Annotated in this window: 10 protein-coding genes; 7 read left to right on the top strand and 3 right to left on the bottom strand. The window is 65.2% G+C overall.

All coding sequences use genetic code 11. From position 1 onward, the window contains the following. The first annotated feature begins 15 nt into the window (after positions 1-15). Positions 16-522 (top strand): hypothetical protein, encoded by a 507-nt coding sequence (locus VGQ44_19195; protein HEV8448970.1) that lies wholly within the window; start codon positions 16-18, stop codon positions 520-522. A 69-nt stretch (positions 523-591) separates the two neighbouring features. Here VGQ44_19195 and VGQ44_19190 read toward each other — a convergent pair whose 3' ends face one another. Beyond that, complete coding sequence (locus VGQ44_19190; protein ID HEV8448969.1) at positions 592-2559, bottom strand: CocE/NonD family hydrolase; 1968 nt, start codon at positions 2557-2559, stop codon at positions 592-594. Between the two features lie 184 nt (positions 2560-2743). Between VGQ44_19190 and VGQ44_19185 the strand changes: the two genes are divergently transcribed. From VGQ44_19185 to VGQ44_19175, 3 genes are all read left to right on the top strand, one after another. Then, positions 2744-3076, top strand: coding sequence for a PadR family transcriptional regulator (locus VGQ44_19185; GenBank protein HEV8448968.1), 333 nt, complete (start codon positions 2744-2746; stop codon positions 3074-3076). A 6-nt stretch (positions 3077-3082) separates the two neighbouring features. Further along, positions 3083-5830 (top strand): ADOP family duplicated permease, encoded by a 2748-nt coding sequence (locus VGQ44_19180; protein ID HEV8448967.1) that lies wholly within the window; start codon positions 3083-3085, stop codon positions 5828-5830. 105 nt (positions 5831-5935) lie between these two features. Next, positions 5936-6199: a GlsB/YeaQ/YmgE family stress response membrane protein gene (locus tag VGQ44_19175; GenBank protein HEV8448966.1), complete on the top strand. Its 264-nt coding sequence runs from the start codon at positions 5936-5938 to the stop codon at positions 6197-6199. Positions 6200-6308: 109 nt separating this feature from the next. On the opposite strand, the gene ligD is transcribed toward VGQ44_19175, so the two are convergent. Beyond that, the gene (gene ligD / locus VGQ44_19170) at positions 6309-8903 is read right to left on the bottom strand and encodes a DNA ligase D (GenBank protein ID HEV8448965.1); all 2595 of its coding nucleotides are present in this window, start codon (positions 8901-8903) and stop codon (positions 6309-6311) included. Between the two features lie 137 nt (positions 8904-9040). On the opposite strand from ligD, the gene VGQ44_19165 reads away from it, so the two are divergent. From VGQ44_19165 to VGQ44_19155, 3 genes are read left to right on the top strand one after another with little or no spacing between them, the layout of a single operon-like run. Next, on the top strand, positions 9041-9880 hold the full coding sequence (locus tag VGQ44_19165; GenBank protein HEV8448964.1) for a Ku protein: 840 nt from the start codon (positions 9041-9043) through the stop codon (positions 9878-9880). Then, the gene (locus VGQ44_19160) at positions 9877-10593 is read left to right on the top strand and encodes a DUF72 domain-containing protein (protein ID HEV8448963.1); all 717 of its coding nucleotides are present in this window, start codon (positions 9877-9879) and stop codon (positions 10591-10593) included. The genes VGQ44_19165 and VGQ44_19160 overlap by 4 nt, the downstream gene beginning before the upstream one ends. 20 nt (positions 10594-10613) lie before the next feature. Continuing rightward, positions 10614-14048, top strand: a complete 3435-nt coding sequence (locus VGQ44_19155; GenBank protein HEV8448962.1) for a TM0106 family RecB-like putative nuclease — start codon at positions 10614-10616, stop codon at positions 14046-14048. 18 nt (positions 14049-14066) lie between these two features. Here VGQ44_19155 and VGQ44_19150 read toward each other — a convergent pair whose 3' ends face one another. Then, a complete protein-coding gene (locus tag VGQ44_19150; GenBank protein HEV8448961.1) occupies positions 14067-14726 on the bottom strand; it encodes a peptidylprolyl isomerase in 660 nt (219 codons plus the stop codon). Between the last annotated feature and the right edge of the window lie 7 nt (positions 14727-14733).

The following is a 14733-nucleotide window of genomic DNA, read 5'->3' as shown; positions in this document are numbered from 1 at the left end:
CTTCAGGAGCCATCAGTGAACGTTCGTGTCGGTCGTTGGGTTGTATGCGCAATCATGGTCGCGGGAGTCACGATTGCTTGCGGTGGGGACTCCTCCAGCACTGGGCCGGTCGCGACGCCGCTGGCGGGTCTCGTACCGGGCGCGACCAATGACAGCAGTCCGGTCACCACGCCGCCTCCCAGCCCCACGCCGGGGTCGTTTCACGGCACCGTCATGGGACACAGTCCGTTTCCACCGGGCACCGACACACTCTCGACGCTTCCGCGCATCGTCGGCGCGCGCGTGACGGCCTACACGCACGGCCAGCCCACGGCGACCGACACGCTCGGAGTTGGCCAGCAAGTGGCGTCGGTGACGACGGACGCGAACGGGCGATTTCAACTTCCGACGCTGCCGGGCGGCCTCTACATCGTGACCATCGCGCCGCCGGCGGGGAGCGCCTATCAGGGCGTTTACGTCGCGGCGATGGCGTATGAACACAGCGCGGACTACCCATGGTGGGTGGTGCTGCCGCTCAAGTGACGTCGGAGGGACGCCGCAAAGAAGGGGCGCCGGCATCTCGGCGCCCCTTCTGCTTCCGACGCCGCGACGCTATGGCTGTGGCTTGCGCACCACCGTGAGCGTGACCGACGATGGATACTCGCTGGAGTGGTGCACGGCGTTGTGGGCCACGACCGGCTTCGACTCGTCGTAGTTGCGGCCGCCCGTGTTCAAATTCCGATCGAAACGCGGGAAGTTGCTGCTCGAGATCTCGATGCGCAGCCGATGTCCCGGCTCGAAGTAGTTGCTGGTGTTGAGCGGCTGGAAGGTCACCTTCGTCACCTTGCCGTTCTCCATCCACACCAGCGGCCTGTCATATCCATTTCGGTAGCGCATGCGCTGAATCGATTCGTCGAGATTGTACGCGTGACCATCCGGATAGACGTCGAGGATCTTGATCGAGAAGTCGGTGTCCTTGGCGTCGGACGACACGTACAACGTCGGCGTGATCGGTCCGCTGACTTCGGTGCCTTGGGTGAACGGCTCGCTCGTGAAGACCAGCACGTCGGCGCGGGCTTCCGTCTCGCGCTGGTCCATCGCGCCGGCGCCGACCGCGTTTCCCTGGCAGCAAACGTTGCCGCCGTGAGACAGGACGGGATGCATGGGGTCGTAGGCGAACTTGTCGGGCTTGTCGCTCGCGGGGGCCGCCTTGGCGAGCACCCCGTCGCCGTTCAGCGTGTTGGCGTTTCCGCCGCTCGAGAGATACAGCGTCATCGGCTCCGCGCCGCGCGGCGGCCACGTATCGGAGCTCTGCCACTTGTTCAGGCCCATTGTGTAGTAGCGGACCTTGGGCATGGTGTCGAGCATCTGGCCGCCCGCCCCTTCGCCCTTCAGGAAACGGTCGAAGAACGCGAACATGATGTCGTTGTACGCGAGCCGAGCGTCGCCCATGTCACGCTCGCCGACGACGGTGTGCTCGGTCGATCGCGTGTAGCCGCAATGGCCCGTGGGCGCGATGACCGCCCACTGCTGATTCGCCGCGGCGCCTTTGGCCGTGCTGCGGACCAAGTTGTACATCGCCAAGTTGGGGCCGACCGACACATCGTACCACGACATGAACCACAGGCCGGGGATGTTGATCCGCATGTCGTCGTGGAAAAGGCCACCTCGATACCACGCTGGATCGTTCGGGGCGCGCTTGATCATGGCGCCGCCCGTCGCGACGGGCATGGAGTCGGCGAAGATTCCCTTCGGGCCGCCGACGTCTTTCATGATGTCCTGCTCGGGCAGTGTCCAGAATGCCTTCGACCAATCCACGGGCGGCATGTGCTGCGCGAGGTCGAATGACTTCGACTCGCGAATAAGCTCCGCCTGTGTCGCGTTCTTCGGCATCATCGGCCGGACCTGATTCTGCTCGCCGTACAGCCAGTCTATGAATAGCATTTGTACGGCACCACCACGGTACCAGTTGCCCTGCTCGTAGTACGGCTTGATGCGTCCCACGCCGGCGCCGAATCCCTGCACGTTCATCGCCGCGAAGCCCGGCGTGTTCTGCGCCGCGACCGCGCCCTGCCACTCGGCCGTGGAGGAACAGCCGGTCGTGCCGACTTTGCCGTTCGACCACTTTTGCTTCGTCATCCACTTCACTTCGTCGACGCCGTCGGTGAGCGGCGGACCGAGGATGTCGTAGTTCCCCTCGGAGAAGAAGTGGCCGCGCTCCTGCATCTCGACGTATGCGTAGCCGCGCTTGACCGCGTTCAAAGCCGTCGTCATGTCCCGCGGCACGCCGTTCTGAACGTCCCAGTAGTTGAAGTTGTACGGCGTTCGCGACCAGATCGCGGGATACTTCTTCGAGAGGTCCTTCGGGTAGTAGATGTCGGCCGCCACGCGAATTCCGTCTCGCATCGCGATCATTTCCTTCCGATCGATCACGGCGACCGACTCCAGCTCGTGCTCGACGTCCCAACGATGCGCCTTTGTGCTGTCCGGCAATCCGCCGCCGCCCTGGGCAGCGGTGGCTGGCGCGGCGAGCGCCGTGAGACCGGTGGCCATGATGCAGGCGAGAATGACGCGACGCACGTGACGACTCCTCGTGAGGTCCGGATGGAATTGGCGGCCGGGTTCGCAGGGGGTCAAGAAGGGCGTCCCCGACTTGACGGCGCGACTCCGTTTCCGCCGCGCTGATGCCGAGGTCGTCAATGCGCCCTTGACGAGCGGCGGTAATGGATAGATAGTCTTACCGTCATAGACAGACAGACTATCCATGACCGACAAGTCGCAGGAATTGGTGCCGGGCACGCTCGAGATGCTGGTCCTTCGCACACTCAGCTTGGGCCGAATGCACGGCTACGGCATCGGCCAGCACATCGAGCGCACCTCCGCCGACGTCATCCGCGTCGAGAAGGGATCGTTGTACCCCGCCCTCGAGCGGCTCCTTCGCGCGGGCCACGTGACCGCGAAGTGGGACCGGTCCCACACCGGGCGTCGCGCGCGCTACTACACGATCACCGCCAGCGGCCGCCGCTGCCTCGGCGACGAGGTCTCCGCGTTCGAGTCGATGTACGCCGCCATCGTTCGCGTCCTCAAGACGACGTGAGGTCCCATGTCAGCCTTCGATGCCCTTCGACACAGAATCCGAACCGCCCTGCGCAGCGGCGAAGCTGACCGCGACCGCGCCGAGGAGTACGCGATCCATCAGAGCCTCGACCAGCAGCAGCGGATGCACGACGGAGCGGGGTCCGACGACGCGCGCCTTGCGGCGCGGCGCGACTTCGGCAATCCGACCTATCTCAAGGAAGAAGCGCGCTGGATGGGAGTGACGCGCTGGCTCGACGTGACGCGGCAGGACCTCGGGTATGCGTGGCGCGCCCTGCGTCGCTCGCCGGTGTTCACTCTTGTCGCAATCTCATCGCTCGGCATCGGCATCGGCGCGAACGCGGCGATCTTCGGAATGATCCACTCGCTGTTGCTCGCGAAGCTGGCCGTCGCCGATCCCGACGCATTGCGTCTCGTGACGCATTCGCCCGACGGCCCGATGCGTGCGTTCTTCACCTCCGACGAAGTTCCGGCGGTGAAAGCCGGCGTGCCGACCGACCTCGCGTCGTTTCATTCAACCGACGCGGCAAACGGCGAGATCAACGGCGTGCGCGTCGGTGGGGTGAACATCGATGCCGTGGACGGCGCGTTCTTCCGGGTCGTCGGCGTCCCGATGGCCGTTGGGCGTCCGATTTCTCCGGCCGACGTTCGGAACGGCGCCCAAATCGCGGTCCTCTCGAACGCCTCGGCGAACGCGCGCTTCGGGAGCCCCAGTGCGGCGCTCGGCAAAACGATCAAGCTGAACGACCAGCTCTTCACGATCGTCGGTGTGAGCGACGCAGGATATCACGGTCTCAGGCTCGGCAGCGCCTACGAGATGACGGTTCCGATGACCGCCGTTCCGGCGATGCAACACCGGCCGGCCGGTGAACGACGGCCCGACCTCTTTCTCATCGCGCGGTTCGGCGCGGACTCGTTGCGCCTGCGATCCGCGCTCGAAACGGTCTTCTCCCGCTGCTGCGCGAACGGCGCGCTGGCGTTTCCGCGCTCGAGGCAGGGAATCCAACGCATCGGCTTTCTCGACATCAGCAACGGCATCACCGAAGGCAGGAAGATCGACGTTCGCGCGCAATACGAGAACGTATTGCTTGCTCTAATGGGCGGAGTGGCAGTCCTCCTGCTCATAGCGTGCACGAACGTCGGCAACTTGCTTCTGGCCCGAGCGGCGGCCCGAGCGCGTGAGCTCGCGGTTCGTCTTTCACTCGGCGCTTCGCGAGGGCGCATCATCCGACAACTGTTGGCCGAATCGGTGTTGCTGGCGCTCCTCGGCGGCGCGACGGGAATTCTCCTCGCGATCTGGGGTTCGGCGGTTCTGTCGCGGAACATGCCGGCGGGACTGGCGATGCTCGAGCCGTTCGTCGCCATTCGCCCGAGCCTCATGATCTTCGGCTTCACCGCCTCGGTCGCGCTCGGGTGCGGCCTGATCTTCGGCGTCGTCCCGGCGCTGCGAGCCACGCGCGGCGACATCGTCGCGGGCCTTCGCGACCATCAGACCGCCGGCCGGCGCGTCCGCGCGCTCGACAAGAGCGTCGTCGCCGTGCAGGTCGGGCTGGCGCTGCTGCTCCTCTCGTCGGCGGGCCTGTTGAACGCGACTCTCCGGCATCTCACCGAGGCCGTCGGCGGCAGCCAGCCGGAGACGCTCCTCATCGTGCAGCTCGACGCCCGCGACACGCCGCACAGCGATACGCTGCTTCAGTCGCTGGTGCCGACGTTCCATGCTCGCTTTGCGGCGATGCCCGGCGTGAAGTCGGTCGCCGAGTCGTTCGTCGTCCCCCTGATCTATGGAGGGTTGCCGACGAGAAGCCTCGACGCTCCGGGATTCGAGACCGCGTCGGACGACCAAGTGGAGGTCGCGAGCTTCGCCGTCGCGCCGCGCTACTTCGAGACGCTCGGCATCGCGCTCGTCGCCGGTCGAGATTTCAACGAGAACGATGTGCTGGGGAGTCCGCGCGTCGCCGTGATCAGCGAGCATCTGGCACAGCAATTCTTTCCCGGGAGAAGTCCGCTCGGTCAGTCGATCGGCTTTCGGGCGGGCAGCGGTCAGTCGATCGGCTTTCAGGCGGGCAGCACCCCCGGAGACGAAGGGGGTGGGGGTGGGGGTGGGGGACGCAATCGGACGATCGTCGGCGTAGTGGCCGACGCGAAGCAGTCCGATCTCCGCTCCCCGGCGCCGAGCACCGTGTATCTCACGCGCCGGCAGTGGCCCGCCATGAGCGATCGCGCGGTATTCGCCATTCGCACGACGGTGCCACCGTCGCAGCTCGTACCGCCCGCGCGCGCGATCATTCTTGGCGAACTGCCCAAGATCCGCATTCGCCATCTGCTGCCGATGACCGATCTGCTCTCCATGACGGTCGGCCGAGAGAGCGCCATGGCGTCGTTGTCCGCCGCGTTCGGCTTCGTCGCATTGTTGCTGGCCGCGATTGGACTCTACGGCGTGATGGCGTTCCAGGTCTCGGCGCGGACGCGCGAGATCGGCGTGCGGATGGCGCTCGGCGCGGGGCGACGCCAGGTCGTGGGAATGGTGATCGGCCAGGCGCTGCGCGTGATCGCGGTCGGTGTCATGCTTGGGATTCCATTCGCGCTGTTCGGGGCGCGGTCGCTGCGCGCGCTGCTCTACGGCGTCACGCCGTTCGATCCCGCGCCGCTCGCGTCGGGGGCCGCCGTGCTGGTACTCGTCGGCGTCATCGCCGCACTCGTTCCGTCGCGCAACGCGGCGCGTGTCGATCCCTTGGTCGCGATCCGATGTGAGTAGCCGAGGCGTGTTTCTGTATCGCGCTGCTCAGAGGGGACTCATCCGTGAGCCGCCAGGCACGTCCGTTGCTTTGAGCCGGGGCGACTAACTCTCTGGGCGGCTCATATGAGTCTCTTGACGTGGTTGATCGTCGGATTGGTCGCGGGCGTGCTCGCATCCATGGTGATGGGCGGTACGGGCTACGGTCTGGTCGGCGACATCATCATCGGAATCGTCGGTGCGTTCATCGGCGGCTGGATCTTGGCGACGCTCGGCGCCGGCGTGCCCCTCGGTGGTCTCCCCGGCACGATCCTCGTCGCGTTCATCGGAGCGGTCGTTCTCCTCTTCATTCTCCGATTGATCCGCGGCGTCGGACGACGACCCCTTTGAGCAGCGGCCGCCTCGATGTCACGTCCGTATCCGACATCGCGGCAGCCGTCGCGACGGTGACCAAGGCGGGGAAGGGACTCTACGGCGTCGTGAACGCGGCGCGAAAGTCTTAATCGCCGTTCATCATTCCAGCGAGCTTCTCGAGGACCTCGGCGAGGTTCGGTTTGTCGTCGAGAACGGGCAGCAACGGATCGCTCTTCAGCGCTTCCATCCGCTCGATCGCGTTCTTGATCGTGTAGTCCTTCGGGTTGAGGTCCTTGTTCACCTCGTCCCAAAGGAGCGGCATCGAAACGGTCGCTCCGGGCAGCGGCCGCACGCAGAACGGCGCGACGATCAGCTGGCCGTGGCGGTTCTGCAGATAGTCGAGGTACACCTTGTCGCCGCGCTTGCTCACGTGACGCGTGATCGTCGCGATGGGATCGAGCTCGCGCAGCGCGACGCGCGCGAGCAGCTCGCCCATCGTGCGACACTGCGCGTACGTCAGCTGCCGGCCGAGCGGAATCATGATGTGGAGTCCCGTCTTGCCGGTCGTCTTGATGTAGCTCGGCAGGCCGATGACATCCGTCAATGCCTTGAAGACGACGGCGCACTTGATCACGTCGGAGAAGGGCGCCTCTTTCGGGTCGAGGTCGATCACGCACCAATCGGGCTGCTCGAGCGAACCGACGCGGCTGTTCCAGATGTGGATCGGAATCGAGCCGAGGTTGGCGACGTAGAGCAGCGACTCGACGTCGTTGGCGACAAAGTATTTGATGTCTCGCTGCGTGTCCTCGCTCCATATGGGAATCGTCTCGATCCACGACGGGGCGAATTCGGGCGCGTCTTTCTGATAGAACTGCTTGCCCTCGATGCCGTCGGGGAAGCGCGTCATCACCAGCGGGCGGTTGCGCAGATACGGCAGCATCCACGGCGAGATCGCGCGATAGTACTCGACGAGATCGCCCTTGGTGTAATGCTCCTTCGGCCAATAAACCTTCTTGAGATTCGAGAAGTTGAAGGCCTTCTCGACCGGCGCGGGTTTCAGCGGCGGTGGCGGCTCTTCGACTCCAGTCGGGGCCGGCGTCGCCGCATTCGAGGGCGCGGGCGTTGTGCCCTGGCGTACGCACTCGCGCGGATCCTTGTCATAGCGCATGCGAAGGAAGGCCGCGTGGCGCAGCACGCCGTCCGGCGTCCACTCGCGAAAGCGCACTTCGCACACGTTGACCGCTTCGACCCACGTCGTCGTCTTCGTCTCGGGAATGACGGCGGCCGTCGCGCCGCTATCGGTGCGGATCGGCGGACCACAAGGCGGCGTCTCACGAATGATCGACTCGAACATCGACGCGAGCTCCTCGAGCAACGAGTCGTTGAATCCGGTGCCGACCCGCCCCGAGTACACGAGCGCTCCGTCCACAAAATCCGCGAGTTGCAGCGCGCCGAGGCTCGACCGGCTCCCTTTGGGGCTCGTGAAGCCGACGATCACGAAGTCGTCGCTCTTTTCGGCTTTGATCTTGAGCCAGAGATCACTGCGCCCCGCGCGATAGGATGCGTCGGCGCGTTTCGCGAGAATGCCCTCGAGCCCCATCTTCTCGACCTGCGCGAGAAACGCCTCGCCCTCGCCCTCGATGTGGTCGAGCGGATGGATCGCCCCGAGCTTGGGCAGCGCCGACAAGAGCAGCGCTTTGCGAACCTTGAGCGGAAGCGGCCGGAGATCAAAGTCCTCGAACGCGAGAAAGTCGAACGCGAAGAAGGTCGCCGGCAGCTCGACGGCCGCACGCTTGATCTCCGCCGGATTGTGCAGTGTGCCGCGCTGCTGGAGTCGGGCGAAGCTCGGCTTGCCTGCGTCGTCGAGGCAAACGACTTCGCCATCGATGATGATCTCGTCGAACGGGAGCGCCTCCAGCGCGCGCGCGACTTCGGGAAATACGGCGGTGTAGTCGTTCCCCTTGCGCGTGACGAGCATCGATTTGCCGCGCGACTTGCTCGCGATCAGCCGATAACCGTCGAGCTTGAGCTCGAACAGCCAGTCGTCGCGGGTGAACGCCTTGTCCGTCGATTCGGCCAACATCGGCTCGACGGTTTTCGGGTCGACCCGGTGGCGCGGCGCCTTGACGGCTTCGACGGCTTGGCGTAGATCGGCGACGGGACTGCGACCGAGCTTCACTTCGTCGACCGTCAGCCCGGACAGAACCGACGTCTCCTCGAACTGGTCGCCGGGCGACTTGACGTACGCGTCTCGCTCCTTGATCAGCAGCCAGTCCTTTTCGCTCTTCTTCATCTTCACGAGCGTCCAGTTGCCGTGAAGCTTGTAGCCGCGCAGCTCGAAGAGGAGTTTCCCTTTGGCGAGACCCTCGCGCCAATCCTCGAGCGGGATCCACTCGCCGCGGTCCCACACGATGACGCCGCCCGCGCCGTAGTTGCCCTCCGGGATCACTCCCTCGAAATCTCCGTACTCGAGTGGGTGATCCTCGACCTTCACGGCGAGCCGCTTGTCCTTCATGTCGTACGACGGCCCTTTCGGCACGGCCCACGAGCGCAGAACGCCGTCCATCTCGAGGCGGAGGTCGAAGTGCAAACGCCGCGCGGCGTGCTTGTGGACGACGAACAGGCGCCCCGGCACGGCCGACACCGTGCCCATCGGTTCCGGTGTCGTATCCGGGGACCGCTTGGCACGGTACGCGCTGAGGTTGTCTACCGGTCGTTCGTCGTCGCTACTTGCCGTCACAGGGATGTTTCGCTTGGGCGGTGAACCTATGGAGTCCTGCCGGGCGAGGCCAGCGCGCCTCCCCGCCGCCGTACTCTTGCGTCGCTGCACGATCTCGACCAACGTCCTCGACCACCTCAGCTCTTTCCCGGACCCCTATGCCTGCACGCGCCATCGGCACGGCCACCATCTCGTTCGGCCTCGTCTCCGTGCCCGTGAGTCTGTTTTCAGCAGCCGAGTCGAAGGCCAACATCTCGTTCAACCTGCTGCACAAGAAGGACGGCGCGCGTCTCAAGCAGCAGTACATCTGCTCGAAGGACAACGAGCTCGTAACGCGCGACCAGATGGTCAAAGGCTACGAGGTCTCGAAGGACCACTATGTGATCCTCACGCCCGAAGAGCTCAAGGCGCTCGACGAAAAGGCGACGAACACGATCGACATCACTGAGTTCGTGCCGCTGGCGAAGGTCGATCGCGAGTACCTCGACAAGACGTACTACCTCGGGCCGGACAAGGGCGGCGATCGTGCGTACCGGCTCCTCGTCGCGGCGCTGGAAGAGACCGGCAAGGCCGCGCTCGGGCAATACGCGGCGCGAGGCGCGCAGCACCTCGTGCTCCTGCGCCCGCTCAACGGCGTGATGGTGATGGAGCAGCTCCACTACGCCGACGAGCTGCGCCCGACGACGCAGGTCGAAGTCCCCGAAGGAACGGTGAAACCCGCCGAGCTGAATCTCGCCAAGCAGCTCATCGAGCAGTCGGCGAGCGACGACTTCACGCCCGAGAAATACAAGGACACCGTGCGCGAGCGTCAGCTCGAGGCGATCGAGGCGAAGATCCAGGGCCAGGAGATCACCGAGGAGGCGCCGGCCGAGCGCGGCGGCAAGATCATCGACCTCATGGAAGCGCTCAAGGCGAGTCTGAGCGAAGCCAAGGCGGCGAACAAAGAAGAGGAGGAGGAAGAGAAGCCTCACAAGAGGCGCCGGGCGAAATCGGCATGAAGCTGCTCGCTGGAACGAGCGGTTTTGCTTTCAAGGAATGGAAAGGGCCGTTCTACCCGGCTGATCTCAAGGACGACGCGATGCTCGGCTTCTACGCCGGGCGATTTCCGACCGTCGAGATCAACAACACGTTCTATCGGCTCCCCCGCGAGCACGTGCTGCTCGACTGGGCGTCGCAGGTGCCCGAACCGTTCACGTTCGCGATCAAGGCCAGCCAGCGGATCACGCATTTCGCGCGGCTCAAGCCCGACGCCGCGAGCGCCACCGAGTTTCTCCTCAAGAACACGTCGGCGCTCGGCGCGCGGCTCGGACCGATCTTGTTTCAGCTTCCCCCGAATCTGAAAATCGACGTGGCGCGTCTGCGCGCGTTCGTCGCGACGCTTCCGACGGACCGCCGCTACACGGTCGAATTTCGCCACGAGAGTTGGTTCGACGACGAGGTGTATGCCGTGCTGCGTGAACGCGACATTCCGATGTGCGTCACCGAGCAGCCGGATTTCGCGTCGCCGTTCGTGACGACGGCCGGCTGGGGCTACGTGCGGCTTCACCGGCTCGACTACGACGCCGCGCTGCTCGAGGAATGGAGCAAGCGCATCGCGGGGCAGCCGTGGAGCGACGCGTTCGTGTACTTCAAGCACGACGAAGGGATCGGGTCCGGCCCGCCCGCGGTCGACGCATTCGTCGAAGCGTTCGACAAGGCGCCGACCGTCTAACGCGATCGCGGCCTCCCACCGTGCATGTCCGCGACGGCGAGTTCGCGCTCTCCGCAACCGACCTCTCGAGCTTCCTCGGCTGCAAACATCGCACGGCGCTCGACATGGCCGTGGCGCTCGGCAAGCGCGAGCCGGTCTATCAGAGCGATCCGCTCCTCGAGCTTCTGATTCAACGAGGGCTCGAGCACGAGCGGCGATTCGTCGACAGTTTGCGGACTGGAAACGCGAGCGTCGTCGATCTCGCCGGGATCGATCACAACGCCGAGCGTCTCGCGAAGACGGAGGCCGCGATGCGCGAGGGCGCCGACGTCATCGTGCAAGGGGCGTTCGCCGACGGCATATGGAATGGCCGCCCCGACATTCTCCGGCGAGTCGAGCAGCCGAGCGCGCTCGGCTCGTGGTCCTATGAGGTCTACGACACGAAGCTCGCGCGAGAGACGAAGGGGGGGACGATCCTCCAACTGAGCCTCTACTCGGACCTGCTCGCTCAGGAGCAGGGGGTGATGCCCGACTCGTTTCACGTCGTCACGCCGACGGCCGGAATGAACGTCGAGAGTTACCGCGTGAACGACTACGCGGCGTACTTCCGTATGGTGCGCGACAAGCTGGTGCTCGCCGTGGCGATCGGCGATGAGCCGCTCGCCGCGGCGAACTATCCGGAGCCGGTGGAGCAGTGCGACGTTTGTCGTTGGCGAAAGACCTGCGCCGACAAACGCCGCGCCGACGACCATCTGTCTCTCGTCGCGGGGATCTCGCGAGGCCAGCGACGAGAGCTTCAGGAACATGGCATCGAGAAGCTCGTCCAGCTCGCGAACGCCGCTTCGCCGCTCCCCTTCAAGCCGCGGCGCGACTCGTTGCGCGCCTACGAACGCGTGCACGACCAGGCACGGCTTCAGCTGGCTTCGCGCGGCGCCGCGGTCCCGGCGCACGAGCTGCTGGAGATCAAAGAGACAAAGGGGCTTTGTCGCCTGCCAGAGCCATCGCCCGGAGATCTGTTCCTCGACCTCGAAGGCGACCCGTTCGTCGGCGAGGCCGGGCGCGAGTATCTGTTCGGGGTCGTCGCGGCAGACGGCTCCTGCGACTCGAGGTGGGCGCTGACCGACGCCGAGGAGCATCGCGTGTTCGAGGGCGTGATCGATCGGATGATCGAGGCCGCTCGTGCCCATCCGGAAATGCATGTGTACCACTACGCCCCGTACGAGCCGGCCGCGTTTACGAGGCTGATGGGCCGCTACGCCACGCGCGAACGTGAATTCGAAGCGATGCTTCGCGCCGGGCGATTCATCGATCTGTACGCTGTCGTCCGCCAATCGATGCGCATCGGTGTCGAGCGTTACTCGATCAAGAGCCTCGAAACGCTCTACGGTTTCAAGCGGCAGATCGCGCTCGAGGACGCGAACCGCCGCTTGCGTGACGTCGAGTACGCCCTCGAATCCGGCGCCATTCACGACCTGCCGGCGGAAGCGCGAACGACGGTCGAAGGCTACAATCGCGACGACTGCGCGTCGACGCTCGCGCTGCGCGATTGGCTCGAGGCTGTTCGCGAACGCCAGATCCGATCGGGCGCGTGGATCCCTCGTCCACCGCGCGATCCGTCCGACGGCAAAGCGCCGCCAAAAGTCGACGAACGGGCGCAGGCCGTCGAGGCGCTTCGCGCTCGTCTGCTGAACGGAGTCGCCGAGTCGCCGGCCGACCGGAACGCGTCGCAACAGGCGCGCTGGCTGCTTGCGTACAGCCTCGACTATCACCGCCGTGAAGATCGTGTTGGTTGGGCGACGCATTTTCGACTGTGCGAGTCGCCGGACGAAGACCTGTACGACAAGCCCGAAGCCGTCGCCGGCCTGGAGTTCGACGGCCGTGTCGAAATCGTGCGGCACAAGAAGAGCGGGAAGGAGACCGGCACGGTCGTTGATCGATACGCTTTCCCGCCACAAGAAACCGAGATCGGTCCCGGCGACGAGCTGTGGCTCTCCGACAAGAAGGGGTTCGGAGAGGTCGTTTCGATCGACCGCCTCGCACACACGATCGAGATCAAGAAGAAGAAGGCGCGCGCTGAGATCCATCCGACGGCGGTGTGTGCGTTCTCGCACGTGAACACCGACGAGATGGCGGACTCGCTGTCTCGCATCGGCGAGTCCGTCGCCTCGGGCCGAGAGGACTATGGCGCCGCGCTCGCACTACTTCGAGGCGAAGCGCCGCGCCTTTCGGCGACAGGAGGCCAATTCGACGTCAAGGTAGGCGAGTCTCCGCCCGACAGGGCGCTTCGCGTTGCCCCCGCTCTCGATCGCACGGTGCTGCCGATTCAGGGACCGCCTGGAGCGGGAAAGACGTTCCTTGGCGCGCGCATGATTTGCTCGCTGGTGCGAGAGGGAAAGCGAATCGGCGTGGTCGCGAACAGCCACAAGGTGATTCGCCTGCTTCTGGATTCAGTGATCGAGGAGGCGACGGCGAGGGGGGTGAGCATAGCCGTCGCGCATCGGTGCGACGAAGGCGAACCCTCGAGAAGCGTCCGTTGCATCGACAACAACAAGGACGCGCACGGTGCGATCGTCCGCGGCGAGGTAAGCGTCCTTGGCGGAACAGCGTGGCTGTGGTCGCGCGAGGAGTTCGCCGGCGCGGTCGATCTGCTCTTCGTGGACGAGGCGGGTCAGATGTCCCTCGCCAACGTTCTCGCCGTCTCACAGGCGGCGAAAAGCGTCGTCCTGCTCGGCGATCCGCAACAGCTCGAGCAGCCGCGGAAAGGATCTCATCCGCACGGCGTCGAGGTATCCGCGCTCGAGCACGTGTTGGCCGGACGACAGACCATCGCTGAAGACCGCGGAATCTTCTTGCGGGAGACGTGGCGGCTTGCGCCGAGCATCTGTCGCTTCACCTCGGAGGTCTTTTACGACGGGCTGTTGAAGTCGCACGTCGGGCTCGAGAACCAGCGAATTTCCGGCGTGGATGGACTTCCCGAGGCCGGGCTCGCCGTCGTGCCGGTGGAGCACGACGGAAATCGGAACTACTCGCCCGAAGAGGTCGAAGCCGTCACGGCGTTGATCCAACGCCTCGGAGCCCATGGCACGACGTGGACGAACGCCGATGGCGACGCCGAACGACTCCTCGGTTCGGGCATCGTCGTCGTGGCGCCGTACAATGCTCACGTGACTCGCTTGGCGGGTCGTCTCTCCGCGACCGGCGTGCGCGTCGGGACGGTCGACAGGTTTCAGGGACAGCAGGCACCTGTCGTCATCTACTCCATGGCTACGTCGAGCCCGGACGAAGCGCCGCGCGGAATGGAGTTCTTGCTCAGCCTGAACCGTCTGAACGTCGCGACGTCGCGCGCGAAATGCCTGGCGATCCTCGTCGCCTCATCGCGTCTGCTCGACGTCGAGTGCCGCACTCCGCGCCAAATGCAGCTCGCGAACGCGCTCTGCCGCTTCCGCGAGATGGCGACCCCGATCGTCCTGCACTGACGCGCGGCGGCGCGCCCATCATTTCACGATTCGCGCCGTCTTGATCGCGTCGAGCTTCGGAAACGCCCGGTCGAGATACGAGTTCCCGAGGTTGCTGATGGACGTTTGATCGGGATCCTCGCCGTAGCCGCTGTACAACGAGTCGACCACGGCCTGACCCTGAACGACCACGCCGATCGGCGCGAAGTGCATGCCGTCCAGCGCCGGGTTGTCCTTCAGGTTGAAGAACAGCTGGTGGCTTCGTGAATTGGGCAGACTCATCGCGGCAAAGGTCAGCGTGCCCTTGGCATTCGTGTGCCGCACCGAGTCGTCGGGGATGTGCTTCGAGTCCTCCGCCGCGTTGCGCTTCGGGTCGCCGCTCATTCCGAACTGCGCCACGAATCCCGGAACGACGCGAAAGAATTTCACGCCGTCGAAGAATTGCTGCCCGACGAGCTGGTAGAAGTGATCCGCGCCGAGCGGCGCCCACGCCCGGTTCACTTGCACGACAATGCTCCCGCGCGTCGTCTCGAACGCGACACGGAAGGAATCGGGTGCCGTAGCGGTGGCGACCGCGGGGTTTGGCGCCGGAGCGTTTGCCGCCGCCTTGCTCGTATCCGCCGTCGCCGGCGCCTTCTCCTTGCATCCGGCAACGACCAGGAGCAGGCCCAGCGCCGTTAAACCGGTCCACCGGTCCACCCGTCCA

This window comes from Gemmatimonadaceae bacterium (genome assembly GCA_036003045.1).
Taxonomy (GTDB): domain Bacteria; phylum Gemmatimonadota; class Gemmatimonadetes; order Gemmatimonadales; family Gemmatimonadaceae; genus JAQBQB01.
The sequence above is the reverse complement of the archived record's forward strand: the minus strand, read 5'-3'. Positions and strand labels throughout refer to the sequence as shown.

Excerpts from the sequence above, each read along its gene's own strand:
- VGQ44_19175 (HEV8448966.1), top strand. The coding sequence starts at position 5,936 with ATGAGTCTCTTGACGTGGTTGATCGTCGGATTGGTCGCGGGCGTGCTC.
- VGQ44_19160 (HEV8448963.1), top strand. The coding sequence starts at position 9,877 with ATGAAGCTGCTCGCTGGAACGAGCGGTTTTGCTTTCAAGGAATGGAAA.
- VGQ44_19165 (HEV8448964.1), top strand. The coding sequence starts at position 9,041 with ATGCCTGCACGCGCCATCGGCACGGCCACCATCTCGTTCGGCCTCGTC.
- VGQ44_19185 (HEV8448968.1), top strand. The coding sequence starts at position 2,744 with ATGACCGACAAGTCGCAGGAATTGGTGCCGGGCACGCTCGAGATGCTG.
- VGQ44_19180 (HEV8448967.1), top strand. The coding sequence starts at position 3,083 with ATGTCAGCCTTCGATGCCCTTCGACACAGAATCCGAACCGCCCTGCGC.